Origin of the sequence: Microcoleus sp. A003_D6 (assembly GCF_036702825.1) — a bacterium.
Taxonomy (GTDB): domain Bacteria; phylum Cyanobacteriota; class Cyanobacteriia; order Cyanobacteriales; family Microcoleaceae; genus Microcoleus.
On sequence record NZ_JAUBWA010000024.1, the window covers coordinates 20430 to 47082 of the forward strand.

18 protein-coding genes are annotated in these 26653 nt (G+C 46.3%); 8 read left to right on the forward strand and 10 right to left on the reverse strand.

Annotated features, from left to right (window positions below; translation table 11 throughout):
• Positions 1-60 precede the first annotated feature (60 nt).
• From QUB70_RS09510 to psaK, 8 genes are all read right to left on the reverse strand, one after another.
• A complete protein-coding gene (locus QUB70_RS09510; protein WP_332979878.1) occupies positions 61-846 on the reverse strand; it encodes a DUF928 domain-containing protein in 786 nt (261 codons plus the stop codon).
• A gap of 38 nt (positions 847-884) precedes the next feature.
• Positions 885-2840, reverse strand: a complete 1956-nt coding sequence (locus tag QUB70_RS09515) for a CHASE2 domain-containing protein (protein WP_332979879.1) — start codon at positions 2838-2840, stop codon at positions 885-887.
• A 62-nt stretch (positions 2841-2902) separates the two neighbouring features.
• Positions 2903-4099: a site-2 protease family protein gene (locus QUB70_RS09520; RefSeq protein ID WP_332979880.1), complete on the reverse strand. Its 1197-nt coding sequence runs from the start codon at positions 4097-4099 to the stop codon at positions 2903-2905.
• 77 nt (positions 4100-4176) lie between these two features.
• Entirely contained in the window at positions 4177-4500 is a 324-nt protein-coding gene (locus tag QUB70_RS09525; RefSeq protein ID WP_442927748.1) for a zinc ribbon domain-containing protein, read from the reverse strand.
• 226 nt (positions 4501-4726) lie between these two features.
• Positions 4727-5284, reverse strand: a complete 558-nt coding sequence (locus QUB70_RS09530) for a hypothetical protein (protein WP_332979881.1) — start codon at positions 5282-5284, stop codon at positions 4727-4729.
• Between the two features lie 24 nt (positions 5285-5308).
• A complete protein-coding gene (locus QUB70_RS32665) occupies positions 5309-5404 on the reverse strand; it encodes a helix-turn-helix domain-containing protein (protein ID WP_442927750.1) in 96 nt (31 codons plus the stop codon).
• Positions 5382-5957 carry an IS607 family transposase gene (locus QUB70_RS09535; RefSeq protein ID WP_332979883.1) on the reverse strand — a complete coding sequence of 192 codons (576 nt, stop codon included), beginning with the start codon at positions 5955-5957 and terminating at the stop codon, positions 5382-5384. The genes QUB70_RS32665 and QUB70_RS09535 overlap by 23 nt, the downstream gene beginning before the upstream one ends.
• Positions 5958-6052: 95 nt before the next feature.
• Positions 6053-6337: a photosystem I reaction center subunit PsaK gene (gene psaK / locus QUB70_RS09540; protein ID WP_332979884.1), complete on the reverse strand. Its 285-nt coding sequence runs from the start codon at positions 6335-6337 to the stop codon at positions 6053-6055.
• Between the two features lie 133 nt (positions 6338-6470).
• Here psaK and QUB70_RS09545 point away from each other — a divergent pair, with 133 nt between their 5' ends.
• The 4 genes from QUB70_RS09545 to QUB70_RS09560 all read left to right on the forward strand — a co-directional run bounded on the left by QUB70_RS09545 (position 6471) and on the right by QUB70_RS09560 (position 10574).
• Positions 6471-7121, forward strand: coding sequence for a phosphoribosylanthranilate isomerase (locus QUB70_RS09545; protein WP_332979885.1), 651 nt, complete (start codon positions 6471-6473; stop codon positions 7119-7121).
• Positions 7122-7264: 143 nt separating this feature from the next.
• Complete coding sequence (locus QUB70_RS09550) at positions 7265-7816, forward strand: CPBP family glutamic-type intramembrane protease (protein WP_332979887.1); 552 nt, start codon at positions 7265-7267, stop codon at positions 7814-7816.
• A gap of 45 nt (positions 7817-7861) precedes the next feature.
• Entirely contained in the window at positions 7862-9154 is a 1293-nt protein-coding gene (locus QUB70_RS09555; protein WP_332979888.1) for a HEAT repeat domain-containing protein, read from the forward strand.
• A gap of 181 nt (positions 9155-9335) precedes the next feature.
• Complete coding sequence (locus QUB70_RS09560; protein ID WP_332979889.1) at positions 9336-10574, forward strand: RNA-guided endonuclease InsQ/TnpB family protein; 1239 nt, start codon at positions 9336-9338, stop codon at positions 10572-10574.
• 510 nt (positions 10575-11084) lie between these two features.
• Here QUB70_RS09560 and QUB70_RS09565 read toward each other — a convergent pair.
• The gene (locus QUB70_RS09565) at positions 11085-12746 is read right to left on the reverse strand and encodes an ArnT family glycosyltransferase (RefSeq protein WP_332979891.1); all 1662 of its coding nucleotides are present in this window, start codon (positions 12744-12746) and stop codon (positions 11085-11087) included.
• Between the two features lie 74 nt (positions 12747-12820).
• Between QUB70_RS09565 and QUB70_RS09570 the strand changes: the two genes are divergently transcribed.
• The 4 genes from QUB70_RS09570 to QUB70_RS09585 all read left to right on the forward strand — a co-directional run bounded on the left by QUB70_RS09570 (position 12821) and on the right by QUB70_RS09585 (position 22839).
• The gene (locus QUB70_RS09570) at positions 12821-14317 is read left to right on the forward strand and encodes a hypothetical protein (RefSeq protein ID WP_332979893.1); all 1497 of its coding nucleotides are present in this window, start codon (positions 12821-12823) and stop codon (positions 14315-14317) included.
• An 86-nt stretch (positions 14318-14403) separates the two neighbouring features.
• Complete coding sequence (locus QUB70_RS09575) at positions 14404-14592, forward strand: hypothetical protein (protein ID WP_332979894.1); 189 nt, start codon at positions 14404-14406, stop codon at positions 14590-14592.
• A gap of 793 nt (positions 14593-15385) precedes the next feature.
• Complete coding sequence (locus QUB70_RS09580; RefSeq protein WP_332979896.1) at positions 15386-18877, forward strand: DUF4347 domain-containing protein; 3492 nt, start codon at positions 15386-15388, stop codon at positions 18875-18877.
• 713 nt (positions 18878-19590) lie between these two features.
• Complete coding sequence (locus QUB70_RS09585) at positions 19591-22839, forward strand: DUF4347 domain-containing protein (protein ID WP_332979897.1); 3249 nt, start codon at positions 19591-19593, stop codon at positions 22837-22839.
• 139 nt (positions 22840-22978) lie between these two features.
• Here QUB70_RS09585 and QUB70_RS09590 read toward each other — a convergent pair whose 3' ends face one another.
• Positions 22979-26635 (reverse strand): AAA-like domain-containing protein, encoded by a 3657-nt coding sequence (locus QUB70_RS09590; RefSeq protein WP_442927749.1) that lies wholly within the window; start codon positions 26633-26635, stop codon positions 22979-22981.
• Positions 26636-26653 lie beyond the last annotated feature (18 nt).

The window sequence follows — 26653 nt, forward strand, 5'->3', positions numbered from 1 at the left end:
AACTTTTTGTGGGATGGGCATCTTGCCCGTCCCAGCTATTTTTGCAAGAGGTCTAATAAACTAGGGCTGCGCCTCAATTGGAACGATCGGCTCTGCCGCAATTTCGCCCCATTGCACAGAATCCAGCAAGATTTTCCAATCAGCAACTAATTCTGCATCATTAGGATTAGCGCGACGAGCAGCAACTAGAGTGCTCAGAGCATCTTGCCAAATCCCATTTTCAGCATAAATAACCGTTTTCTGGCGCGGATCTGCCGCATCTAATTGACTGCGGATATCTGCACTCAGTTCAACTCGCCGTACAGTACCGCTTTCGATCAGATCTGCCGATCGGTCTTGAGAGTCGCAAATCACTGTAAAATTCCAACGGTAACTTTTGCCTACTTCCAAGGGCGGCACATTTTTGTTAGCGGGGATACTAACGCCGATCACCCCTGATAAATTGCTAATTTTGAGATCCTGTTTATAAATCTGGTTGCCGCTTTGATCTTCTAGGATAAATTCGGCTAATTCTGCCTCTGTTTGAGGTAAGTAGAAAAACAATGTTGGATAGTCGGAAACAGTCCGTCCGATCTTATTTTTAGGCACTAAGGCTGTGAGACTTAGCTGACTAATGCTCGCGCAGCCACCGCGCACAGGGCGTCCCGGTTGAGTGGGGGGGCGCTCGTCAATATCTTCACGGGGCTGAACGAAGCGCGGCCCTCCCGATTGAGTGGGTGGCTTGCCATCTACGTTGTTTGGAGTCGGCTGTCCCACAACTGCTAATTGGGAAGCATTAAGTATTGCTATCAATACTATTGAGCCAACAAATGTCAGATTGAGGATAAACTTAGTAAATGTTTGCATACTAACTCCATGAATTTTTAGGGATAGATTCTCTTTTTTTATTTCTTGTTCCTTCCCAAAATCCGGTAGACATTAACTTTTTGTTCCCTGCCTTTTAGAGGCAAAGCTCCCCAAGATTCTACCTCAAATTTGTCTGCCAGATGCAGTAAGGTTTCTTCTGCAATCAATATCCGGCAAGTGTCCTCTTGCCGATCCTTTTCGCAGCTTTCGAGCCGAGAGGCAATATTTACGCTGTCGCCGATCACTCCATATTCTAAACGGGTTGTGCCTCCCAAACTACCCACCATAACAGGCCCTGTAAAGATGCCTACTCGCATTTTTGCGGCCGGTAAACCCCGATCGCTCCAATTTTGATTCATTTGTGGCAAGCGGGAACTGATGGCTAGAGCGCAAGATACGGCGAGGCGAGCATCTTCTGCAATTTCTTCTGGAGTGGTGCGGGGAATGGGTACGCCAAATACTGCGAGCATTCCATCTCCGGTAAATTTATTAATCACGCCTTGATGTGCTTGGACTTCTTGGGCCATTGCTGATAAATACTCATTTAACCAATTCATTACCACTTCTGGTGGTAGTTTTTCGGAGATTGTACTAAAACCTTGCAAGTCGGTGAGGATGATGGTAGCAGTAACTTTTTGGCCCGGCAATAACCCTGATTCAAGTAGATGGACGCGCTCTTTCCACAGGGCATTTGCGATCGCGGGTGAAGTTTGTTGTCCTAATAATTTCATCACAATCTGTTGCTGTTGCCTCGACTGCTCGTATTTATAGGTTACTACGACTCCTGGGGTGATTAAAAGTGCCAGAGCAGGGGGAATTAAAGGTATCCAGCCCTGTTGAGTGAATAGGAAAAAGGTGAATCCCAATAATGAGCCGAAAGCGGAGATCGCGCTGACAATGAAAGTTAGGGCATTTTCTAGCCGCCAAGCTAAACAGCCGCCCACGGCACTCCAAACAGCGATCCAGAGAATTTCTTGCCATTCGTCCCAATACCAAAATAGCCCTTTGCCGTCTAAAACTGCGCTGAGAATTTGGCTAGTTGCTGTTGCGTGAATGAATACCCCAGGCATCGGGCGGTTTCCGCTTGCAGTAGCGCTGTAAGGGCTGGAAAAGAAATCTTTAACAGTTAGGGCTGTAACGCCGATTAAGACTATTTTACCCTTCACCCATTTAGGATCGACTTTTCGTTCCAAAACTTGAGTTAGTGTCACTGTCTTTGCTATATTTTCAGCAGAGCGGTAATTGAGTAAGACTTGATAGCCTTGGGCATTAATTGTTTGATAACCTCCTGAGTCCGATCGCAACTTGAAAAATACTGTTTTGTTTGCCTTAATTTCTTGTTTTTCTGTTAGTTGAGAATCTATTTTTTGGCTATCCAAATAGGCAAAAGCTAGTCGCATTGAAAATGAAGTCAGTGTCGTTTTACCATTCTTGGCAAACATCAAATTGCGACGCACTATACCGTCTGGATCGACGACTAAATCGTTAAATCCTACCCGCTTCTCTGGTATGTTAGGAGGTGGGGGCGCTGGATCTTGCTTAGAGTTACCGATCAAGGTAATGGGGATTACTTTGGGGTTTTTGAATTGAGCCGTCAATTCTGCATTGCCCGGTTCGTAGGGAGTATTGCGAATCATATCTATGCCAATAGCTGTGGGTTCTAGACGCGCTATTTCGGCGATCGCTTTTGCTAAAGTGCGATCGGAAAGTGGCCATTTTTCAATAGTATTAATGTCCTGTTCGGTGATTGTTACTACCAGCAACCTAGGGTCAGGACCCGCATCAGGACGCAACTGCACCATGAGGTCGAAAGCATTTAATTCCAGTGGCTGCAACCAGCCTAAATGTCTCACTCCTAATAGAGTTCCCGTCACGGCAATGCAGGTAATGGCAAGAGGTTTCAAGTCAGCGAAGGCGAAGGAATGAGTTAAGTTTTGCCAACTCCAGCTTCTACCCTTCACATGATGATGAAATTGATGCAAAAATTTAGGCATATTGATAATTATTTTTTCAACTTTCCTTGAAAAAATGCACCCTATCTTAACTTGCCAAATTTTTAATTTTCCTGTGCAGTTTTGGCGATCGCACTTAATTGCAATCCTTGAGGATAGCTGTTTTCTTCTTTGCTGCGCTTGATGTCGGCGATTGAAATCTGCGGTTTGAGGTATTTTGCCAAAACTTTAACCACGTCGCCCCGATCGATCGTCCCCGCTACTGAACCAATCGGCGAGAGGACGATGATTCGGGGGAGTTGACGGGCTTCCATGCTGTTAATCACTTCTGCGATGGATGCTTTTTCTGAGACTGTGGGAGTTTTTCCCAGGGGTTTCAAAATGTTGTGCAAAGTCTGAATTGGCCACTGACTGCGTTCTGTGCAGCGGATATCGTCGATCGACACTAAGCCCAAATCTCGCCCGTTGGTCGCAGCAATGTAAAATGGAAACGGATTGACTTCTAACAAATATCGATCGGCAAATTCTCGCAGGCTCAAATCTGCATCTACAACTCGAAACTCGCGGCTCATCGCATCGCCGGCTTTAATTTTGAGCAGGGCTTCTTGCAACGAAGCAAAGCGGCTGTAGGCTAGCGCATTGCGAATCCCAAACCCGCCGATCAGCGCAATCCACAAGCCGCTGTACTCGCGCGCTAACAAGCATAAACTCAGACCGAAAGCAACGGCCAGCCCACCTAAAACTTGTCCTGTTTTTGCCGCCCAGCGAACGCCTGCAAATCGAGAGCCGGTGATTTTCCAAATTGCTGCTTTTAAAACTTGTCCTCCATCCAAAGGCAGGCCGGGAATTAAGTTAAATAATCCCAAAACTAAATTAATTTCTGCTACCCTTTCTGCCACAATTGCAATCAAACTTGTCTGAGGGAGAACTTGAGAACCCAAACCGAGGATTATAAATAGCGCAAAGCTGACGAGAGGGCCGGCAATGGCTACTTGAAAAGCTTGACCGGGAGTTTTTGATTCCGAGTCGATCGATGCAATTCCACCAAATAAGAATAGGGTAATAGAATTAACTTTAATGCCTTGCGACATTGCCGCCAAGCTGTGTCCGAGTTCGTGCAAGAGCACGGAAGCAAACAGCAGCAGAGCTATGGCCAACCCGGCACTCCACGAGAGCGCAGGTCCCCACAAGCGGTAACTGCTGGCGTATTGGCGGGTTGCTAGGGCTAAAATTATAAACCACGAGTAATCTATAACTAGGGGGATGCCAAATAAAGTTCCGATTCGCCAACCTGTCTGCATGAAAGTTTCCTGCCGCATGAGAGGAAGAAAGAGTTTCTATTATATCTTTTCTTCCGATACTTTTTTGCTAACGAATGCTAACAAACATATAAATTAAGGGAATCCCTTAACAAAGGCGTATCAACCACTGCCCGCAATAAAATCCCGCGAGCACCATTTAGATCCCGATCCATCTTCAACCCAGTGACTTGAGACTTAATAGTCCTAGCGCCACCTAGATTTTTAACAATTTCGCCCGTCCGCGACACAGTTTTAGAAGTATAAGCTTCGTTGCAGTCAATCACCAGCTTCGAGTTTTCCCAAGCTTTCCACTTCAGAAAAGTTTTAAACTCGTAATGACTTAAAGTCAGCATCTGTCTCACTGTTTTGTTTCTTAACTTGCGGCGCGACTTAGATACCATCCTAGAAGTCTCGAATGTGGGTAGCAGAATTACATCAAAATTCTCAACTAAAAACTTAGCTACTTTGTGGTGAAGCTCTTTGACCAGATTCTTGATTTTACAACGAAGTCTACTAGCGGTTTTCTTGAATAGACCTCTTGCAAAAATAGCTGGGACGGGCAAGATGCCCATCCCACAAAAAGTTTTTTTCTTGTGGAATGGGGATCTTGCCCGTTCCAAAATTTGATTAAAAGGACTTTTGCAAGAGGTCTAATCTTCTTTTCTGCTGGCTAGAAGCACTGGAAATCTTTGATACCAACTTGTCTAATCGGAAGCATAATTTCTGAAGGTACAAATTAGAATCATTTCCCAACCAGCCGTAAGAATCTTCAGAGAAAAATGTCATGAACGTGCGGACACCGGGATCTAAGGCAACCAGCCGACCTTGGTTATCGGTCTTGGCTTGCTGCACGAATTCGGAAACAATTAGGTAGTATTCGCCATAAGTAAGCGTCAACCTGCCATCGCTAAATGTTTCCGGCAAGCTTTCTTTAAGCTTGCATTTACCTAGAATTGAATGATAGACACCGCAGTCTTTTATTGCCGACTTCCGCACGTAAATAGACTGTTTGGTGTCTTTTCTGCTTCTAAATTTGCACTTGCGAATTTTACCATCTTTACCGAATCCCTGTTTGGCTGATTTTACAGCCGAACAAGCATCTTTAATGGCAATTGATTTAATCTGGAAAGGCACAGTCTTTGCCCATTCCGGCAAGCTGTTGAGTATTCCAGTTTTAATTGTCAACCAATTTGCTTTTGTACCCGGTTCTTACAGGTATTTGATAGTCGTGTTGTAAACAAAACGACTTACGCCAAACCACTGCTTAATTAGGGCTTTTTGTTCAGGGTTTGGGAATAGCCGGATCTTCCTTGATTTTCTTGCTGTAACTCCTGAGTCCGTGCATTCTGGAACTGAAGACGTGAAGGATGGCAAGAAGATCCGTTGTGATTTCGGTTTCTGGGCAGTAAACAGGGTTTGAGAGAACCACGATTTGTCCACCGTTTTGCTGTGCCATGAACTCGAATAATTCAAATCCGAATCTGCACAATCTGTCGCGACAGGCAATAACAACCGTGAGCTGTTCGCCGCGCATAAATCTGACCAATAAGGATTGCAGTCCTTTCCTTTTGAAGTTGATTCCTGAGCCGATATCTTGGATGATTTCGGCGTCTGGGTACTGCTGTCGCATGAATTCAACTTGTCTGGCAAGGTCGTCTCGCTGTTTGGTTGAACTGACTCGGCAGTAACAAACAAGGGTAGTTCCAATTGCACCGCGCTGGTAGGACTCGACATCGTAGAGTCTTTGCCCTGCTTCGTTTTTGATGCTTTTGATCTTCCCTTCGTCTGCATATTTTCTTAGGGTATTTGCGTGCAAGCCTAGAAATTCGACTGCTTTTCTCAGTGGTACGTATGCCATCCACTTACTTTAGCGCATTTGTGAGCAAATATGGGTGTTTGTTAGAAAACAATACACTGTGGATTATCCCCTTGCCTTTCCCCTTGCCCTGATTTTTAAAGAACTCCGGCGTTTCCTAAGCCCAAGATTACTCCAGCCCCTAGCAAGTGGCCGAAGCTGGTTGTTGCCAGCAATTCTGGTATGCCGAAGCCTTTGAACATTCCAGGCACTGCAACGGGTAAAGCTGGGCCCTTGCCTCGGTTTTGCTTGTTTATGCCGTAGTAGCCGATCGCGATCGCCAGCAAGTTGCATAAAATCATTGTCAGTCCTACCAGTGGCGACCACTCCGGCGTTGAGGGAGCGGTAGATTGTACGGCTAAGAGCAAAGATGAGTCGATCACGTTTTTATCTCCTGATTTCACAGCTAAATTGATTTCCAAAATTATAAAAAGCGGTTTGCATTAAACTAAGATTTGTTTTAATAGTTAACAATTCGTTGATATTTTGATACAAATTCGGAACCGAGGAGGAAGAGTGCGGGTTAAAATTTGCGGAATCACTAAATTAGACCAAGGAATTGCGATCGCCAGCTTGGGAGCCCAAGCTTTGGGGTTTATCTGCGTGCCGGCTTCCCCGCGCTATGTCAGCCCAGAAACAATTCGCCTGATTGTCGAGCAGTTGCCGGAAAATGTCGATCGCATCGGCGTTTTTGCGAACACCACAATAGAAAATATCTGTCAAGTAGCGGCAGAGTCAAATTTAAGCGGGGTGCAGTTGCACGGAGATGAAACAGCGGAATATTGCGATCGGCTGCGCGAGTTTTTGCCGGGAATTGAAATTATCAAAGCCCTGAGAGTTAAGAATCGTGAAACTTTAGCAGCCGCTGCTGTTTATGCTGTTCGTGTCGATACTTTGCTCCTGGATGCTTACCATCCAGAGCAATTGGGCGGTACTGGTAAAACGATCGACTGGATGATGTTAGCAGAGTTTAGACCGCAGTGTCCTTGGCTGCTGGCGGGCGGTTTAACAGCGGATAATGTTTTAAATGCAATTGATAGCGCGATCGGCAATAACTTCAGCGGTGTTGACCTTTCTAGCGGCGTAGAAATAGCGCCGGGAGATAAAGATTTGACCAAAGTTGCTCAGTTGTTCGCTAAATTAGCTCGAGTTGCTAGTCATTGCTAATTGATAATACCAAATCCGGGCTTTTTATCCCCTTTATTCTTTAGTCTGCTCGGAGTGGACTTCGTTTGACTCTCGACAGCGGTTTCAACCGCCGATTCCGCTCTGGTAATATCTCTTGAAAAACTTTAACGATCGGTTTGATTATGTTAAATTTTAGTGCGATCGTGCTGCTGGGATTGCTGGGGCGCCGCATCACTTACGCTTTTTCAACTATTCCCGATTTCACTGATTGGCTGGTTGCAGCAATGCTTGCGTTAGTTTACACTTCGATCGCCCTTCCCGTCGGTTTTTGGTCGGGATTTCTGAAAGTAGACCTGCAAACTTCTGGGCGTACAATTGTAGCAGTGCTGATGGGCTGTTTGTTAAGTCCCGGTATCACCGAGGAATTATTGTTCCGCGTATTGATGCTGCCGCACCCCTCCGAGAATGCTTCTGAGTTAATGCTGTGGTTTTGGGGATGCGCGAGTTTGGCTCTTTTTATAATTTACCACCCGCTGAACGCGCTAACTTTTTATCCGGTTGGTCGATCGACCTTTATGAATCCAGTATTTTTGCTGCTGGCGGCAATTTTGGGAGGTGCGTGCTCCATCGCGTACCTGCAAAGCGGTTCTATCTGGCCTGCGGTGGCGGTTCACTGGCTGGGAGTGACAGCCTGGCTGCTGTTATTGGGCGGTTACAGGAGGCTGTATGGTTAAATGTAAAAAGTCCAGCACAACCATTTTGTCGGGAGGATCTCAGTAGTGGGTATTATAGGAGCGATCGTAGGTTTTTTGGCAGGGATAGCAGTTGCTTACTGGTTGTTGGAAAAGCGGTTAAACAAGCAAAAGCAAGAATACTTGCAGCAAACTCACAGAATTACTGAGGAAATAGAATTAGCTCAGATGTCTCGGGTGCAACAAGCTGTCGAATCTCAGCAAGAAGAACGGGAAAATCAGCTTAGAAAAGCTACTGTCGAACACGAAAATTTACTCAGACAAGTTACTACCCAATACGAAAATCAGCTCAAACAAGTTGCAGCTCAATACGAAAATCAGCTCAAACAAGTTCAGGCAGAACGCGACATTCAGCTCCAACAAGTTGCTGGCGCACACCAGCACGAGCTGCGACAAATCAGCGAGGAATTAGAAGCCGCTAACAATGCTAAGCTACAGCAAAGTATCCAATCTTTGCAAGCAGAACACGAACATCATTTACTCAGAGTTGCTGACGAATTGCATCAAAATTATCAATCTCAGATCGAGCAACATTTGCAAAGCCTGCAAAACGATCACGAAATTCGATTGAGGCAAACTGCCGAGCAATATGAGAACCGCGAGGTTGAGATGCAGTTAACTGTGGAGGCTTTGCAACAGCAATACGAGAGTCAGTTGCAAGCGGCTAACGAGCAGTTGAAAGCTCACGAAGCTCAAATGCAAGCTACTATCAGGTCTTTGCAAGAGCAATACGAGAGTAATGTACAACAACAAGAAGTGCCGGAGCAGCAGTTCAGTCAGTTAAATCCCACAGAATTTGGAGAAGATTTACAACCACAAGAAGTTTGGCAGGAACAGTCAAGGGAGTTAAATCAAACAGAAATTGAACAAGAGTTAAATTACACAGATTATTCGCAACCACAATCAATTGATTTACATCAACCCGAAGCAGCACAACAGCTTCCAATTGCCAGACCAAGCTATTCGCTGGCGCAGTTGATGGGATGCGTTCAAAGTCAGGACACAGAAACCCGCAAGTTTGCAGCGTCTGCTTTAGGTAAAATGGCTGCTGCTAATGCTCTGAGAGCCGAAGGTCAGCGAGCAATAGAAACCTTGGGAAAATTAGCTCGAGATTTTCACCCGGAGGTGCGCGAAGCTGCTGTGGAAGCACTAGCAATGATTAAGTCAGAAAAAGTGATTCCGCTGTTGCAAAAAGCTTTGCGAGATACAGATAGCGGTGTGGCCAAATCGGCAAGTGCTGCGCTCAATAAGTTTAAGTTTTATCCGCGCACTCCGGCGGTGAAACCGAAAATTATTGATGTGAAGAAACCCAAACGTTAACCAGTTACAAAAAAACGAACGGAAAGCGGAAAGCTCAGAGACTTTAGTCCTGAGATGAAAGTGGCACGCGGGACTTTAGTCCCCGTGTCTTTCTTATTAAGAGTTTATCAATCAAGCGTAAAACAATTGACAACTCAAATCCCAAGATGTAAAATAAGTAAATCGTGATTAGGTCGCAATCATGTTAGTTTTTGAGTTTAAAGCATACGGAAATTCACAACAATTTAATGCTGTTGATGAAGCGTTACGGACTGTACAATTCATCCGAAACAAAAGCATTCGTTTGTGGATGGACAATGTAAAAATCGGCAAAAACGAGCTGAGTAAATATTGTGCAGTTTTAGCGAAAGAATTTCCGTTCTGCAATAAACTAAATAGCCAAGCTCGTCAAGCTAGTGCAGAACGAGCATGGATTGCTATTTCACGCTTTTACGATACTTCGACTTCGCTCAGCACAAGCAACTGCAAAAAGAAGGTTGTCAGGAAAAAAGGGTTCCCACAGTTTCAGAAAAATAACCGCTCTGTTGAGTACAAAACAACTGGATGGAAACTTGCAGATAATCGAAAATCAATCACTTTTTCAGACAAAAACGGAATTGGGAAACTGAAGTTAAAAGGAACAAGAAATTTACACTTTTATCAATTCAACCAAATCAAACGGGTGAGATTGGTCAAACGTGCAGGTGGCTATTATGTTCAGTTTTGTATTGATGTTGACCGTTGTGAAGTTGTAAAAAAAAACCAAAATGCCATTGGATTAGATGTGGGACTAAAAGAGTTCTACACAGACTCGAATGGCATTTCTGTTGAAAACCCGCGTTTCCTCAGAAAAGGAGAGCGCAGGCTTAAGAAAGCCCAGAAATGCTTGTCAAAGCGTGTTAAGGGTTCAAGAAACAGAGGCAAATCTAGACAGATTCTCAGCAAGCGCCACCTCAAAATAAGTAGACAACGTAAAGACCATGCTGTGAAATTAGCACGGTGCGTAGTTCAGTCTAACGACTTGATAGCCTACGAAGATTTGAGGATTAAGAACATGGTGAAGAATCACTGTCTAGCTAAGTCGATTAACGACGCATCTTGGTATCAGTTTCGTGTCTGGATTGAATACTTTGCCAAAGTATTTGAGAAAGTAACGGTTGCGGTAAATCCGCAATACACTAGCCAAGAATGCTCTAACTGCGGTGCAATTGTCAGGAAAACGCTATCGACAAGAACTCACGTTTGTCAGTGTGGTTGTAGTCTTGATAGGGATTTCAATGCAGCTAGAAATATCTTAAGTCGAGGATTGGGTACGGTCGGGCAGACCGAAACCTCTAGACTAAATCTAGGTAACGCTTGTGGAGAAGCGATCTCTACTGATGTTGGAGAAATCCTGTATCAGCAAATCGCTTCTATGAATCAAGAATCTCAGCGTCTTTAGACCTGAGAGTGTCAATAGGATAAATATAGCAATTCTCAATGGCCGACAACACAGGACACAACATTATTGTGTCCCTATCGAGGTGCTGTATTGCACAAATACAGCGGATTCCAGGTTTATGAAGTACACCCCAGAAACCGGGTTTCTTCTGGATTTTTCGCCAGAAATCGGTTTTGTTCAAGAAACCCGGTTTCTCTGTACTTCACTTACTAAAGAAAGTGCTGTATCTAGCAATTCTCAATTGCCGACAACACAGGACACAACATTGTTGTGTTTTGTGTCCCTACTGAGGTTCTGTATTGCACGGAATTTCGATTGATACCGCAAACATATAGCAATTCTCCATTGGCCAACACAGGACACAACATTGTTGTGTCCCTATCGAGGCAACTAGCGGACTAGATTCATCTTGCAAGCTGCGTCGCTGCGAAATTTTCCAGCGCAGGCAAGTAGATTGTTGATAGCGACGCACCAGACAGTATCTACGATAATTTGGACACACGCGATCGCTTATTTTCGAGTGACCAAAACCCAATCATCAACAGTTTTGACAACCTCAGCGTTATCCAAAGCTAGATGTTTGAGAACCGGTTTTTCCAACAGAAAATAAGGTTGAGGGAGAGATTGCCATTTCTGTTTGAGCGTCGGCCCGTCGGCGACAATAACTTGCCTCTGGCTGTAAAAATTCAGCGACGGACGCGGCAAGCGGTGAGATGTGAAGACTTCCTGACCGACTGGGGTTCCTTGGCGGACAATTTCGGCGATCGGCTTAACCGGATAATCCTCTGCCAGTTCCCAAACCCAGTGATCGGAAGCGACAAATACTAACAGCGTGACGTAAGTTCCCCAAATTAAAACTAATAGAAACTGCCGATCTTTGCGGTGCAGCAACACTGCCGCCACTGTCATTGTCAAAGCTACAAACATCAGAATTAACTGCAAATCTCGCTGGGGAGGCGCAACTTGTCCCCCGATCCGTACCCAGCCACTGAAATACGCGCAGCCGACGACAGCAACTAGAGCCAGCACTGCCAAAATCGCGGGATGAGGCAAAAAAGAAATAGCATCAAAATGTTCTTCGGCTTCATCTTTTACCGGCTCTGGCGGCAGCGACATTTGCTCCCAAACTTCAGCGAGATAACTGCCAACCGCTAGAGCAAAAGCTGGATAAACTGGCAAAACATACCAAGGCAATTTAGTATTCATCACAGAAATAGCCAGCAGATATACTCCAGTCCAAACCAATACTAATTTGGGCCCGGGAAAATTGCGATTTTCCCAACTAAAATACAGCCCTTGCAGATAAAATAACTGCCACGGCCAAGCTGATTCTAAAATTTCTAAAAGATAATACCAGGGCGGGCCTTTGTGATCGCCCACAGGTTCCAAAATGCGCCGGAAAGATTGGTTAACTAAATTAGCGTTGATGAAATCTTGACCGTAGTGCAGCCACTGGGCAAAATACCAAGCAGCTACCGGGAAAGTTCCGATCGCCAATCCGCCCCAAAGATACCCAGAAGTGAGGAGTCGCGGGGTATCCCAAACCAGGAAAATACAGCCGATCGCGCCCAGCAGCAGCCCCAACATGAGGCCCTTAGTCAGGCAAATGAGTCCGAACCCAATCCCCGCCCCCAAAGCGTAGCGCAAGTCGCGGCGCGATCGCAGCAAACACCACACGGAGGCGAGCAAAAAACACAAAACCGCCCCATCCAACATCGCCAAACGTCCGTGCCGCACCACCGGTAACAGCGTCAGGTAAACCAAAGTCGAAAAAATGGCGATCGACCGTCTGGGAAACAACTCCCTGCCAATGGCGTAAAGAAGCGGCACTGAAGCGGCCGTCAACATCGCCGGTACCAACCTCGCCGTCAATTCGCTGACCCCGCCGGCGGCAAAACACAGCCCCATCAGCCAGTGTACCAGCGGCGGCTTGTTCAAATAAGGCATTGAGCCGATCGTCGGATACAGCCAATTTAAGTTGCCGCGCCAAATTTCGCGGCTTACCTCCGCGGCAATGCCTTCATCCCAATCCCGCAACGCCGCGCCGCCGAGATTCAGCCCGAAAATCAGCACCGCAGCGAACAGAAAAGCCAGCATCCACAGTTTGTCTGTAAAGCTGTCATTCAAACGAGTTTTCGGTTTGCGGCCCGGGAATGGAAAGATTTCTGACATAAATTAATAGAGTTTTTAGCGTCCCAAACTAAAGGTAAACTTAGACAGCAGTTATTTGCGACCAGGAAAATACCATGAACTTGCCTGTAATTATAGATATTATCATTGGCTTAGTGTTTATCTACCTGACGTTAAGCTTGCTAGCTTCGGAAATTCAGGAACTGATTGCTACTGTTTTGCAGTGGCGGGCAGAACATTTAAAAAAGTCGATCGAAGTGCTGATTTCTGGCGGCAGCGAAGGCGCAAAAGATTCGGTGCAATTTGAGCGGGTGGAATATTTAGCCAATGAGATTTACACCAATCCGATTATCAAAGATTTGAATCAGGCAGCGAAAGGGATTTTCTCAGAGGGATTCCGCTCTGTGACCCACCGCTTGGGGGATTTTTGCCGCCGACTTACTGGCATTAAGAATGTTTTCGGCAATAAATCAAGTGGGCCTTCTTATATTCCCGCAGAGAGTTTTTCTGCTAGCCTTTTAGATACTTTAAAGATTTCTATTTTGATGCGCTCGCTCTCTAAAACGCGATTGGAAAGATTTAAAGATTTACAGTTGGCACAAATTCAAATCATTGGAGAGGGTCTGAATCTGCCGGAGTCTACTAAACCGATTATCGAGCAAGAATTTGGCTGGCTGACGGCGGAATTTAATCGCGTTGTTGAAGATTATAAAAACGATTTGGGTAGTTTGAACAACAGCTTGGATCGGATGTCTGAGAAGCTAGGATTTTATATTAATGATTCTCAGGTTTATCTACCAGAAACCGAGCTGGGAGGGAGAGAATTTCAGAGGCAAATGGCATTTGTTAAGGCGAGTTTTGATAGCGAATTTGAGCGGGAGGCGCTGCGATCGCAACTGCAACCGAGTTTGAGCAATCTGTTAAATACCGTTAGGAAAGTTAGGAAAACTCAGGGTACGGTAGCAGAAATTATGGAGGACAAAGAGGACAGTCCGATTTACAAACAAATTCAAGAAACCTTGGACGGTATGCCAGAATCTTTGAAACGCAGCCTTTATATTTTAGCGCAGCGCGCTGAAGGCGGCGGCGGAGATACTCAAGTGCAGTTGCAGCGGTTTCAGAAAGAAATTGAAATTTGGTTTGACCAATCGATGGAGCGTGCTTCTGGCGTTTACAAGCGGAATGCCAGAGGGGTGGCGATTTTGCTCGGAACTGCGATCGCTGTCGCTGCTAATGCTGATAGCATTAATATTATTAATCGGTTGTCGAAGGATTCGATGCTGCGATCGACTGTTAATTTGTACGCTAAGCAGTTGGTGGAAAAAAATGCTAGCACGAAGTTAGATAATGTAACAAGTCTGACAAAAGTTCAAAATCAGGTCGATCGAGCTTTGGATAATGTAGCTCTGCCTTTGGGATGGAGCGAACCGAACAGGTTAAAACTAGACACGCAGGGGAATTTATTTTTGCCGGCTTTGATGTCAAAATTGTTTGGTTGGATATTGAGCGGCGTAGCTATTTCTATGGGAGCTAGTTTTTGGTTCGAGGCGCTCAGCAAGATTATTAATATCCGCAATGCAGGGAAGAAACCGCCATCTGCTACAGAATCTTGAGTCGCGCAGTTGCGGGCAGATCGACCAACTGTCATACCATTCTAGATTTTAGATTTTAGATTTTAGATTTTAGATGGGAATGACTGATGAGTATTGGGGGTTTGAAGCACGGGCCTAAAGTTGAATTTTTTTTACTGTCACCCTACAGGATACAGGATCGATCGGTAATTACGGGCAGTTGGGGCTGTGGGGGAAAACATACAGAATATAAATTCCGTGCGATCGCGGATGGCAGTGCCCCAGAAATAGGCGAAACTGATAGGTGGGTTGAATAGGAATAAGCGAAACAAACAAAGTGGCTGTCAGTTTATGACCAAAAATTTCTTGATGGTACCGGCAACGTGATTTATCCGTGGAATCAATCCAAAATCTAAAATCTAAAATCCTCAAGCCCCCGAATTTATCCGTGAGGTCAATCTAAAATCTAAAATCTAAAATCTAAAATCTAAAATCGAATGACGGTCTGACTCCAGGGGGCCATCTACCAATTTACACCCTTTTGGAACACGAAATATGTTCGCTGTCTATCTAATTATTCAAAATGTATATAACTCGGTTTTAAATGGGTAAAGTGCGCCCTGCGTAGCCTACATATAGAGGTTATACATAAGTGCTTTACATATAATTAAGAGGGGTTAAGCTGTTCGGCATTTAAAGGAGGATAGTAGGGTGCGTCAGTAAAGAAGCGTTTCCCATGTATAGTAAGCGTTCTAGCTGACGCACCCTACAGGCCTAGTTAGTGGTTTAAATGCGTAACAGATTAATTACCCTAGACTCATTTTATAACGGCTGAAATAATGCTAGATTTAGCCACATAAAGCCGCAAAAAAATCGGCTGGTAGAAGCGGAATTTATTTGAATGTTCCCGCTAATTTTTTTTATCTATTCTCCAGCGCTTGCGGCAAAAAATCCCAGCCACTACAAGCGCCAGCAGGTCGATCGGGATAAAAAAAATATTTATTAAAATGACACACGCGCCAAATTAGGTGTTAAGATGTAATCAAATAAAGCTGATGAGATTACTCCGGGGCTGTATCTACCAGTAATGCCATTAATGGAGTCTAAAATATGAGTTCTACGTTCGCTCAACTCAACTCAGAATCTTCTTTGGAAAAACTGCCCCCGCGTTCATTAGTCTTCATTGATTCCGGCGTGGAAGATTACGAGTCAATTGCAGCGGGAGTGCTGCCGGGCCAGCAGGTAGTAATACTCGATCGCACCAAAAACGGCATCGAACAGATCACCTCTGAAATTGAAAAATACGCCTCTACCAACGGGGCGATCGACTCGGTTCACATCATTTCTCACGGCAGTTCTGGCAGCCTGCAACTGGGCAATGCCGCTCTGGGTTCAGATAACATAGAGCAATACAAAAGCCAGTTGGAAAAGTGGCAAACTTCACTAGCTCCACAAGCAGACATCATGCTGTACGGCTGCGATGTAGCAGCCGGTACAGGCGCTAATTTCGTTGATAAATTCAGTCAATTAACGGGGGCTGACGTTGCCGCATCTACCAACATCACCGGCCGAGACGGCGACTGGAATTTAGAATTTGCTAAGGGTCAAATTGAATCGGACTTAGCCTTGGGCCCGGAGGCGATGGCAAATTACCGAGGTGATTTAGCTACGATCGTCGTAGCCAACAATAGCGATAGCGGGCCCGGTTCTTTAAGAGCTGCGATCGCATCTGCTGTTGCCGGCGATACAATTACCTTCGCACCCGGTTTGGCCAACCAAACCATCACGCTCACCAGCGGTCAACTCGATATTGCCGTTGGCAAAAACATCACCGTTGACGGTGCCGACGCAGCCGGTTTAACGATCAGCGGCAACAACGCATCCCGCGCCTTTTTTGTCAATGCAAACGTTGCGACTGCTACGAGTTTTGCTATCAAAAATCTCACTGTTACCAACGGCAAAACCACCGATACAGGTGGCGCGATCGGCACAACCGACGAAGTAAGCCTCACAGTAGACAATGTTCAGTTCAACAACAACGTTGCCGATAAAGGCGGTGGCGCAATTTTCGGCAATTTCAACAATACCCTGACTGTTACCAACAGTAAATTCAACGGCAACGTCGCCACCGCCGCTAACGATGAACGCGGTGCAGGTGCGATCGGCTTTTTGAGCTCCAAAGCTTTTACTGTCACCAACAGCGACTTCACCAACAACTTAGGAATTAACGGCGGAGCAATTAACAGCTTAAACGGCAAGCTAACGATTGACAACTCGCGATTCATCGGCAACGACACCACCGCAGCCTCTTACGCAACAGACCAAGATAATCCATTTTTAAGGGGTTTTGGCGGAGCAATTTACACAGACAGAGCCAGTTCTACTGACGAGCCTTCCGGGACAATTAAGATTACCAATAGCGTATTTCAAGACAATAAAGGTCGAGGTGAAGGAGGCGCAGCTTATCTGTTCACCGGCAGCCAAGACAACGTAATTTTGGAAAACACCACCTTCCAAAATAACGAAATTCTGCCGCTACCCAACGGTGGAAATGATGGAAACGGTGGTGCGGTAACGATTTTGAGCGACAGCACCAACCAGGGATTGACCATTACCAACACCACCTTTGCGGGCAACAAAGCCGGCAATCAAGGTGGCGGCCTGTGGACACGCAATGCCCCTGCTACGATTACCAACAGTACATTTTCTGGCAACTCCACGGCGTTTGCTGCTGGTGATTTCAACAAACTCGGCGGTGCAATGAGTCTTGGTGCACCCACGACTATTGTCAACACGACGATCGCCGATAATTCTGCCGGCTGGGTTGGTGGAGGTATCTTCGCCGATGCCAATAATGTCAGCCTCAAAAACACGATTTTTTCCAACAATACAGCGGCTAACGGAGGAAACCCTTGGGGAATTCAGCAACACGTCACCGCGCAATATAGCGATCTAGGAGGGAATTTTCAGTGGCCGCCCAAAAACCCCAATGACGGAAGCGATGTCAATGCGACGGCAAGTGTGACGATCGCAGACCCCTTACTCGGCCCTTTGGAAAACATCAACGGCGCTTTAGTCAGGCCCCTGCTGACAGGAAGTCCGGCAATTGATACAGGGATTGCCACCGGCGCACCCGCTACGGATCAGCGCGGCGTGACTCGCCCTCAAGATGGTGATAGCATTCCAGGTGCGATCGCCGACAGCGGTTCTTTTGAATTCGGAGGTACTGTCCTCCCGACACCGACTCCAACTCCGGCACCCACACCAACTCCTACTCCGACTGAGACTCCGACACCCACACCGACTGAGACTCCCACACCCACACCCACACCGGCGCCAACTCCAACACCCACACCGACTGAGACTCCCACACCCACACCGGCGCCAACTCCTACTCCAGCGCCAACTCCTATTCCCACACCCACACCGGCGCCAACTCCTACTCCCACACCCACACCGGCGCCAACTCCCACACCGGCGCCAACTCCTACTCCGACTGAGACTCCTACTCCTACTCCCACACCAGCGCCAACACCCACACCGACTGAGACTCCTACTCCCACACCCACACCGGCGCCAACTCCTACTCCGACTGAGACTCCTACTCCCACACCCACACCGGCGCCAACGCCGACGCCTGCACCTATCAGCGCCCCCGAATTTAACCTTGCAGCCGTCACTCCCAACCCCGTTGACCAAACCCTCAACGGTGGTGATACAGACGATTTAATCATGGGCGGCCGCATTAACGAAGCCATCAACGGACTTGGGGGAAATGACAGCCTCTACGGCTTGGGCGGCAACGACAACATTGACGGCGGTACTGGGAACGATACCATTTTCGGCAATGAAGGCACCGATTTTGCCCAAGGCGGTGCTGGCAGCGATACCATCTACGGTGGCAAAGATAATGACACTATTGTTGGCGGAGATGGCGACGACTTTTTGAGGGGAGATTTCGGCAGCGATACTGTTGCCGGCGGCCTTGGCAGCGATACCATTTTCGGCGGCAAAGATGACGATATTTTGTTCGGCGAAGATGGGGACGACTACATTTTCGGCAACCTAGGAAATGACACAATTAATGCGGGGAACGGCAGCGATATTGCGTTTGGCAATGAAGGTGCAGACCAGATTTTTGGGTTGTTGGGAAATGACACGCTTTACGGCGGCAAAGAAAACGACAGTCTCGATGGCGGTGAGGGCAACGACTTGCTGTTCGGCGGCAATGAAAACGATGCGCTGTTCGGCGACACCGATAACGATACGCTTTACGGCGGTAAGAGTAATGATATCCTCACCGGCGGTGCTGGTTCCGATTTCCTCAGCGGCGATGTTGGGGACGATACTTTGACTGGCGGTTCTGGTAATGACGTGTTTTTCCTAACCCGAAATCTGGGCAGCGATACGATTACTGATTTCCGCAAGGGTGAGGATTTAATTGGGTTGAATGCAGGTTTGAGTTTCAATCAACTCAGCATCACTTCTAGCAACAATCAAACTTTGATTAGCGTCACTGGTACTAATCAATTGTTAGCGAATCTTAACGATGTTGCGCCCGGTACTCTCACCGCTAGCGATTTCACTCAGGTAACAATCTAACTGCCTCTGGTAGGGTGCGGGTTGCGCACCTTACTACTGGGGGAACATCGCGTAGGATTCACAACGCGCACGGCCCGAATAAAGCAAGCTTTCTCAAAAACTCAATTTCTGATTTTTAGGAACTTTTTGCGATCGGGTAAACAGGTTAAATTAACCAAGCATTTAATGCGAATTTTATTGTATAAAACAATACGGTTCAGTTAGTGCTAAAAAACCTGGTCGTGCGTAGGTTGGGCCATTGGAACAAACCCTCCGTTTCACTCCGCCCAACATTTTTGCTACAATTTTCCTTGACCCAAGCGTATTGTGGTATAAGGTACGAGTTAAAGCAATTCTAAGGAATTCGCAACCGCAGATATCTTTTCTGAATTTATCCAAACTAAGGGTAAAAAAATGAATGGTTTGATTCCCTACTTATATCGGTGAGGTGCACATTGCAAACCTGCAATATAGAGGTTCTGCGTCCAGGAGTGTTTGCATTACATCCTCTGCGGTTAATTGCTATAAAACTCGCAGCCGCAACAGACCAAAACTTGCATACGGATACAATTACCGGATTTCAATCATGGAGGACAACCAACTTTTCTCCTTAATTGAAATCCCCAGATTTATCGGTGAGTTCTTCATTCTGCGTGCTGCCTTCAGCATCTCTCACCTTCTGCTTTCAAGGTGAATCTACAGCAAACAGCAAACATTTTCATAGGGTATGCGAAATGAGTTCAAATTTTGCCAGTATAGATTCGCAATCGGTTATCCGCAATTCTCGTCCTAAATCAATTGTATTCATTGACTCAGACTTAGATGACTATCAAAGTCTTGCCAGCGGCGTGCTTCCCGGTGCAGAGACAATCATTTTAGATAAAAATGGCAACGGAGTCGAGCAAATTACGGCCAAACTGCAAACAATCGCTGCGGCGGGCGGAAGTTTAGACCAAGTTCACATTTTTTCTCACGGCAATTCTGGCAGCTTGCAGCTTGGTTCTGCGACGTTGAATTCGGATAATTTGCCACAATATGAAAGTCAGTTGCAAGGTTGGCGAAATGCACTGAGCGAAAAAGCTGATATCGTGCTTTACGGTTGCGATGTTGCTGCGGGTTCGGGTAGTGATTTTGTCGATCGCCTGGGCGAGTTAACCGGGGCTGATATTGCTGCATCTACCGATCGCACTGGCCGCGGTGGTAACTGGAATTTGGAGTTTGCCAAAGGGGATATTGAAGCGCCCTTAGCTCTGAATCCACAGGTAATGGCAGATTACCGAGGGACTTTAGCAACTATTACCGTTACCAACAGTAATGATAGCGGGGCTGGTTCCTTGAGAAGTGCGATCGCCTCCGCAGCAGCCGGCGATACCATTCAATTTGCCTCCAGTCTTGCCAGCCAAACAATTACTCTCACTTCCGGTCAACTTGTCATCAACAAAAACTTGACAATTGATGCAACTGGTGCTAGCAATTTAACCATTAGTGGCAACAACACTTCGCGGGTAATCTCCACAGAAGGTTCAACCAATGTTACTCTAAAAAACCTGATTGTTGCCAACGGCAAAGTTTCTGGAACCGATCCGAATAATGAGGCGACTAGCAGCGGCGGTGGCATTCAAACGGGAGGTAACAGCACTTTAACTTTAGAAAATTGCGAAGTCAACAATAATGTTGCCGGTTTTGGTGGCGGCATTTACACGGGTTTCCGCAGCACGACAACTGTAATTAACAGCAAGTTTAGCGGCAATGACGGTTCTTTGGCTAACAATACCGAACGCGGTGGCGGCGCGATCGCAACTAAAAGCGGCGGTTCTCTGACTATCAGAGATAGCGAATTTACCAACAACAAAGGCAGCTACGGCGGAGCTGTTAATAACCTGTTGGGCAGCATGACGATCGAAAACTCTAAATTCACCGGCAACCGCACAGACAAAGGCCCTGGTGGAGCAGTTTACGTCGATGGTGCTAATGCTTCCGGCGCCAATGCAACGCCCGGCCCTGTTGCCGGAAATATTGTCATCCGCAACAGCGTTTTTGATGGCAATATCGGGACAGGAGAAGGAGGAGGAGCCTTTTTATTTGGTTATTTCCAAGATAAAGTGGCTTTGGAAAACAGCACTTTTATTAACAATAAAGCTGTAAAAAATTCATCAGGAAGTGGAGGTTCGGGAGGTGGAGTCCGCCACGGAAATGTCGATTTGACAGTGACAAATACGACTTTTGCTAACAATACAGCCGATGATAACGGCGGCGGTTTGTGGTTGGGAGAAGATGGAAATGTCAGCATTGTAAACAGTACGTTTTCCGGCAATACTGCTGCTAAACAGGGCGGGGGAATAGTTGTCGGCAACAGAGATTCCTTTTCCACTAACATCGTCAATTCGACTTTAGCCAAGAACACTGCTGGAGAGTATTCTGGCGGTATTGCGACTTTTGGGAATCAGCCAATTACTGTCAAGAATTCGATTTTTGATAGCAATACGGCTGGCAATCCTTTTAAAGTTAAATACCAAACTGGAAGGGCACTAATTGACGGGGGAAATAATCTGCAATTTCCTGCTAAACTGACGACGGGCGATCCTAATGACAATAATGCGACGGCAAGTATTACGATCGCAGATCCGAAACTCGGCCCTTTGGAAAATATCAACGGTGCTTTCGTTTTGCCGTTGCTAGTAGGAAGTCCGGCAATTGATACCGGTACTGGTGCGGGGGCGCCGGCTGCGGATCAGCGCGGTGCGACACGCCCGGCTGATGGTGATGGTAACGGAAGTTCGATCGTTGATATCGGCGCTTACGAATTTAACGGTACTGTCACGCCGACACCCACGCCGACACCGACACCCACACCGACACCCACACCTGCACCCACACCGACTCCCGCGCCTGCGCCCACTCCAACTCCTACACCTGCACCCACACCGACTCCCGCGCCAACTCCAACTCCAACTCCAACACCTGCACCGACTCCGACACCCGCGCCGACTCCAACTCCTACACCGGGCGCAGATGATTGCCTATTCGATGAAGTCACTGCTCCGGAATTCAACTTTGCCACCATTACTCCCAACTCTGTAGAGCAAACTATCAACGGCGGTAACGGTACTGATTTCATCATGGGGTGCAGCCAAAATGAGTTAATTAATGGGTTCGATCGGAATGACACTCTCTACGGTATGGGCGGCAGTGACAACATTGATGGCGGTGCCGATAGCGACTTAATCTACGGCAATGAAGGCACCGATTTCATTCAAGGTGACTCTGGCACCGATACCATCTACGCTGGCAAAGATAATGACACTGTTGTTGGCGGAGATGACGACGACTTTTTGAGGGGAGATTTCGGCAGCGATACTGTTGCCGGCGGCCTGGGCAACGACACCATTTTCGGAGGCAAAGATGACGATCTCTTGTTCGGTGAAGATGACGACGACTACATTTTAGGCAACCTAGGAAATGACACAATTAATGCTGGAAACGGCAACGATACTGTGTTTGGCAATGAAGGTGCAGACCTAATTTTTGGTAAAGCTGGAAATGACACGCTTTACGCCGGCAAAGACAACGACAGTCTCGATGGCAGTGAGGGCAACGACTTGCTGTTGGGCGGCAATGAAAACGATGTGCTCTGCGGCGACATCGGTAACGATACGCTTTACGGCGGCAAGGGTAATGATATTCTCAGCGGCGGTGCTGGGGACGATTTCCTTTCCGGCGATGTTGGGGACGATACTTTGACAGGCGGTTCGGGAAATGATGTGTTTTTCCTAAATCAAAGTTTGGGTAGCGACATCATTAATGATTTCCGCAAGGGCGAGGATTTAATTGGCTTGAATTCTGATTTGGGTTTCAATCAACTCACTATTACTTCTAGCAACAATCAAACTTTGATTACTGTGACGGATACCAATCAATTGTTGGCGAAGCTTAACAATATTACCCCCGGTATTCTCACTGCTAGCGATTTCATTACTCTGTAGTTTTTGATAATTAAATCCGGTTTGGCTATACCCTCGATCGTTCTGCGGTTGAAACCGATCGCACAACTTTTGGGAAATGGTATAAAATCGTTGGATTAACTAGGGATCTTCGACTTCGCCCCAGAAGTCGGGGATCTTTTTAATCGCACAACAGGCGATCGCCCTTCTCCACCTCCGCATTCACCCGCAAATAATCCCGCACGCGATCGCAACCATAACCCAATAAATCCAGACTCAGAATTCGCTGCACATTCCACAAAATCAGCGTGTTATCCTCGCTGACGGAAGCGACAAACGTCCCATCAGAACTATACGCCACTCCCCTAATCGCCGCACTGTGACCTCTGAGAGTCGTTAATTGGGTGCCGTCAAGCTTCCAAAACTTTACTGTATTGTCCACACTGCCAGAAGCAATCATTTGACCATCCGGGCTAAATGCCACTCCCCACACCGCAGCATGATGACCTTCAAGAGTTCTCAGTAACTTGCCCTCAATTGTCCAAAGCTTAATCGTATTATCGCCACTGCCAGAAGCAACCATCTTGCCGTCAGGACTAAAGGCCACTCTCCATACCGCAGCAGTATGACCTCGGAAAGTTCTCGCTAAGGTACCATCAAGCTTCCACAACTTTACAGTACCATCTCCCCCTGCTGAGGCAATTAGTTGACCGTCGGGGCTAAATACTACCTGCCAAATAGGAGCATGATGTCCTATTAGGATCTTCGGGGGGGAGTATCCATTGGTGTTACCTAGAGATTTTGCGGCGGATGTTTCGCCCGTAAAAGTGTCGCCCGGCCGCCAAAGCTTAACCGTGTTATCTTGACTTGCCGAAGCGATCGTTTGACCGTCAGGACTGAAAGCTAATCCAGTCACTCTAGCGCTATGACCGACGAAAGTTGCGATAGAAGCGCCTTTGAGATCCCAGACGTTGACAATATTATCGTTTTTGGCAAAAGCGATTAAGCGATCGTCGCGACTCAGGGCAACTGCATAAATCGCCGCGTCTTGTTCCCTCAAAGTCGCCAGCAATTTGCCTTGCCGACTCCAAAGCTTAGTCGCGCCATCCTCGCTACCTGTTGCAATTTTAGAACTATCAGCACTGACATCTAAAGCCCAAATCCCGGCTTTATGTGCAGTAACGATCGTTCGCAATGGATTTTGACTTTGCCACAGTCTGACGCTGTTTTCTGCACCCGCCGAAGCTATAAAGCTGCCGTCGGCACTCCAAGCTATCCCCCAAATCCCAGCACTATGACCTCTAAATGTTGTCAATTCTGTGCCGTCAATATTCCAAAGTTTTACCGTTTTATCTCGACTTGCTGAGGCAATAGTTTGACCGTCATGACTAAACACAATTGCGGATATTACAGCAGTATGACCCTGAATAGTTCTTAGCAAAATGCCGTTTTTGTTCCAAAGTTTCACCGTTTTGTCTCCACTGGCAGAGGCAATAATTTGACCGTCAGGACTAAACGCCACTGAGGATACCACAGCAGCATGACCCTGAATAGTTCTTAGCAAAATGCCGTTTTTGCTCCAAAGTTTTACCGTTTTGTCTCCACTGGCAGAGGCAATAGTTTGACCGTCGGGACTAAATGCTACTGAGGATACCCCAGCAGTATGACCTTGGAAAGTTTTCAGCAAACTGCCGTCTTTGTCCCAAAGTTTTACAGTTGTGTCCACACTAGCAGAGGCAATAGTTTGACCGTCGGGGCTAAATGCTACTACCCAAATGCCCGCACTGTGACCCTGAAAAGTTTTCAACAAAGTGCCGTCCTTACGCCATAATTTCACAGTACCATCATCACTTCCAGAAGCAATTAACTGACCGTCAGGGCTAAATTTGACTGACCGAACCATCGCCTGATGACCTTTGAGCGTTGCCACTTCTGTACCATCCCTCCCCCACAGTTTGATAGTTTTATCTACACTTCCAGAGGCAATTAACTTACTATCAGGACTAATATCGACAGTCATCACCGCCGCTTTATGCCCCGATAAACGGTTGTATTCATCGCCTTCATAAACTGCTTGCCGCAATACATTGATAACTTGATGTTCAATATTTGTGTCTGTATTGCCTAACTTTTGCAATCGGCCTTGAGCTTTAATTGCTTCTATTAGTGCATCCAATCGGCGATTAGAGGCAAACAGTCCGTCAGAAGAAGAAACCAGCGCTTGAATTTCGCTAATCCGAGCTTCGCGTTCGCTAATAGCCGCTCGGCGATACTGAAAATAACTTGTTACTCCTAAACCGCAGGCAAGCAGCAGTGCAATACTGACGGCAAATAGTAATGTTCTCTGTCGTTGGGCTGATTTTTTTTCTTGAATTAATCGCTTATGTTGCTCTGTTAGTCGTGCTTCAACTTCTTTAGTGCGTTCTGCTTCTAAAGCTTGTTGAACTTCTCGCCTGTCTAGTTCAGCACTAGCAGCTAAAAACTGATAGTCTAGGTTGCTCAAGCTTTTTTCCTGCGCCCAGATTTGACCATCTTTTAAGGCTTGTCCCCGCAAAAGTCGGGAAGAATCTGTTTGTTGTGAAACAATCCAAGCATCGAAGGTTTGGGAGTAGGGGCGCAGTTTTCCTAATTGTTTCTCTACCCATTCCAGGTTGAAAACTTCAGCATAAATCCAGTTCCTTACTTGCAAACAACCATTTTCTTTAACAACTAATCCCGATAATAATAGCTCGATTTGCTCGGGAGAGTCATCGGTTGAGATTCCTGCTAGCCCGATTGAAAAGGGTGATTCTGAGTGTATCCCCAAGGGGGGCGGACAATCTGATTTCCCCCCAGGATCGTGGGGAGTTAGGGAGGATGTAGATTGTAATATTTGTTGATAGATACCGAGTAATCTGCCTGCACGTTGTTCGTTGCGAATAATCCGATCTTTTATGGTCTTTAAATGCTCAGGCTCATCCTGAGATTCCCACTTATCAATAATCTTTTCTCGCACTAAACGATCGACCCAAAACTCCTCGGTTCCCGCTGGAATTGTCACCAATTTATTCGGGGTAGATTGAGTTGCTAGATATGCCAAATAGCACAGCTTTTGTGTTAAAAATGGCTGCCCGGAAGTCCAAGCTAATATCTGTTTGAGAATAAGTTGATAATTACTGACTACACTTGCTAATCCTGCCGCTAATGGTTGGGCTTCTTCCAGTTCAAATCCTCGTAAATTTATGGCTCTACCGATATTAAACGGTGTCCGTTTTTTATCATTAATTAAATCGCTGGGTGTGGCTACTCCAAAAATTGCAAAGGTAATCCGATTATACTCTGGATTAATCGCTCGTTGATTATAGCAAAATCTAATTAGGGCAAAAAAATCATCGACGGGGAAATCTAAACTGAGAATGCTGTCAATTTCATCAATAAATATAATAATTCTATCGGCTGGAAATCTGACTAACAAAACATCTTCAATAAAGTGGCTTAATCTTTGCAAAAATGAGACATCTTCTTCATCTCGCCACCAGGTTTTTAAGTTAACTTGTCCTAAAAGATTGAAGCCGCGCCATAGTTCCCCAATCGTGCCTTTATACCACTGTAAAGGAGTGATATTTTCGCTACCAATGCGAGTCATATCGATGGTACTGCATTCAAATCCTTCGGCTTGTAGTCGGTGCAAAGTGCGAACTAAGAGGGAAGATTTGCCCATTTGCCGCGAGTTGAGGATGTAACAAAATTCGCCAGCTTTTAAGGCTTCATAGAGTTCGGAATCTGCTTGTCGCACTACGTATGTAGGCGCATTGTTGGCGAGACTACCGCCGATTTGGTATTGATAAGAGTTCATCATTTTGAGTTAATAGTTGAT

What these genes read in the sequence shown, in the direction of transcription:
- QUB70_RS09510 (WP_332979878.1), bottom strand. Translation starts at nt 846, where the DNA reads ATGCAAACATTTACTAAGTTTATCCTCAATCTGACATTTGTTGGCTCA.
- QUB70_RS09515 (WP_332979879.1), bottom strand. Translation starts at nt 2,840, where the DNA reads ATGCCTAAATTTTTGCATCAATTTCATCATCATGTGAAGGGTAGAAGC.
- QUB70_RS09520 (WP_332979880.1), bottom strand. Translation starts at nt 4,099, where the DNA reads ATGCAGACAGGTTGGCGAATCGGAACTTTATTTGGCATCCCCCTAGTT.
- QUB70_RS09525 (WP_442927748.1), bottom strand. Translation starts at nt 4,500, where the DNA reads ATGGTATCTAAGTCGCGCCGCAAGTTAAGAAACAAAACAGTGAGACAG.
- QUB70_RS09535 (WP_332979883.1), bottom strand. Translation starts at nt 5,957, where the DNA reads ATGGCATACGTACCACTGAGAAAAGCAGTCGAATTTCTAGGCTTGCAC.
- QUB70_RS09550 (WP_332979887.1), top strand. Translation starts at nt 7,265, where the DNA reads ATGTTAAATTTTAGTGCGATCGTGCTGCTGGGATTGCTGGGGCGCCGC.
- QUB70_RS09560 (WP_332979889.1), top strand. Translation starts at nt 9,336, where the DNA reads ATGTTAGTTTTTGAGTTTAAAGCATACGGAAATTCACAACAATTTAAT.
- QUB70_RS09565 (WP_332979891.1), bottom strand. Translation starts at nt 12,746, where the DNA reads ATGTCAGAAATCTTTCCATTCCCGGGCCGCAAACCGAAAACTCGTTTG.
- QUB70_RS09570 (WP_332979893.1), top strand. Translation starts at nt 12,821, where the DNA reads ATGAACTTGCCTGTAATTATAGATATTATCATTGGCTTAGTGTTTATC.
- QUB70_RS09575 (WP_332979894.1), top strand. Translation starts at nt 14,404, where the DNA reads ATGAGTATTGGGGGTTTGAAGCACGGGCCTAAAGTTGAATTTTTTTTA.
- QUB70_RS09580 (WP_332979896.1), top strand. Translation starts at nt 15,386, where the DNA reads ATGAGTTCTACGTTCGCTCAACTCAACTCAGAATCTTCTTTGGAAAAA.
- QUB70_RS09585 (WP_332979897.1), top strand. Translation starts at nt 19,591, where the DNA reads ATGAGTTCAAATTTTGCCAGTATAGATTCGCAATCGGTTATCCGCAAT.
- QUB70_RS09590 (WP_442927749.1), bottom strand. Translation starts at nt 26,635, where the DNA reads ATGATGAACTCTTATCAATACCAAATCGGCGGTAGTCTCGCCAACAAT.